This is a genomic window from Streptomyces sp. LS1784, from assembly GCF_020103755.1.
GTDB lineage: Bacteria > Actinomycetota > Actinomycetes > Streptomycetales > Streptomycetaceae > Kitasatospora.
In genome coordinates this window covers 1-1,476 of the sequence record NZ_JAHSQD010001033.1, presented here as the reverse complement: position 1 = coordinate 1,476, position 1,476 = coordinate 1, and the positions used below count along the sequence as shown (strand labels likewise).

The following is a 1,476-nucleotide window of genomic DNA, read 5'->3' as shown; positions in this document are numbered from 1 at the left end:
CCGCCGGGCCCCGGCCGTCACCCACCCCGGCCCCGGCCGTCACCCACCCCGGCCCCGGCCGTCACCCGACCCGGGCCGCCACCGGGCCCGGGCCACCGCCCTACTGGGCCTTCGGCGGCTGGTAGTCCTTGCCCAGCACGACCAGCAGGTCCGCGTTCTGGGTGTCGCCGGTCACCTTCTTCACCACCGTGTCCGGCAGGCCGAGGCTGGTCGCCAGCGACTTCGCCGCACCCTGCCGGGCGTCGTCGGTGTAGCGGATCTCACTGGCGGCCTGCGGGGCGGCCTTGGCGCCGCCCGGGATGAACGTCAGACCGGAGTTGACGATCTGGACCTGCGCGGCGGCCCCCGCCGCGTCGTTGCCGCTGGCGTCCTGGAGCGCGACCCGGGCCGGGGCGTCGCCGGTGGCCGCGGACTTCACGGTACCGCCCAGCACGTCCTTGACCTGCTTGCCCGCGGTCGCCTCGTCCAGGCTGCCGTCCGGCTTGACGGTCAGCGCGGTGGTGCCGAAGTGGCCGTCCTTCGCCTGCTGGGCGAGCTGGACGAGCACCCCGGCGAGGGCGTCCTCGGGCAGCGAGGGGTCGAGCACCGCGTTCATCCGGTGCACGTCGTCCTTGGCGTCCTTGAACTCGGTCGGCATGGTGCGCACCACCGCGTCCAGGACCTGCCCGAACCGGGCCAGCTGGGCGTCCCGGTTCTCGCCGGGGTTCTGCAGCGTGGCGTACGCGACCGCGGCCTTGCCGCTGAGCATGGTGTTCTTCCCGGCCGCGGACAGCAGCTTGCCGTCCGGCTTGTTGCCCTCGTGGGTCTCGGCGTTGGTGTCCACCCGGACGCCGCCGAGCTGGGAGACCAGCAGTTCCAGGTACGGGGTGTCCAGCCGCCAGGTACCGGCCACCGGGGCGCCGAGCACGGTGGACAGGCCGTCGCGGGTCGCCGAGGCGCCGATGCCGTCCATGGACTGGCCGATCGTGGTGACCGGCGGGTCGCCCGGGCCGGGCAGCCGCAGGGTGTCGGGCAGCAGCAGCACCGTGCCCTTCTTCCCGGAGGCGTCGTTGACCAGCAGCGCGCTGGACACCTTGCCCTGGAGGTCGCGCAGGTGGACGACGTTGACCTGGCGCCCGCCGGCGGCGGTGGCCGCGGTCGGCTTGTCGCCGGTGAGGAAGAGGTACCCGCCGACGCCGCCGGCCGCGAGCGCCACCACCACACCGAGGCCGATCAGCCGGTTGCGCAGCTTGCGGCGGCGCTCGGCGCGCACCTCACTGCGGGACTCGGCGAACTTCAGCCAGTCGATGACGTCCTCGGTCTCCTCCGCCTCCTCGTCGACGAAGGTGAACTCGCCCGTGGTGTAGCTGTCCTTGGGTGCCTTGCTCCCGGCCTTCCCGGCCCGCGCCCCGGCGACCTGCTCGGACGGCGGCTCGGCCTTGGCCGGCACCGGCTCCGTGGCGGGCCGGGGCACCCGCGGACGCGGCGGCGCGACGA

1 protein-coding gene is annotated in these 1,476 nt (G+C 74.5%); it reads right to left on the bottom strand.

Annotated elements, in window-relative coordinates; genetic code table 11:
- Positions 1-100: 100 nt before the first annotated feature.
- The coding region (locus tag KS423_RS45380; protein ID WP_224285502.1) for a LytR C-terminal domain-containing protein at positions 101-1,476 on the bottom strand (1,376 nt) is incomplete at its 5' end.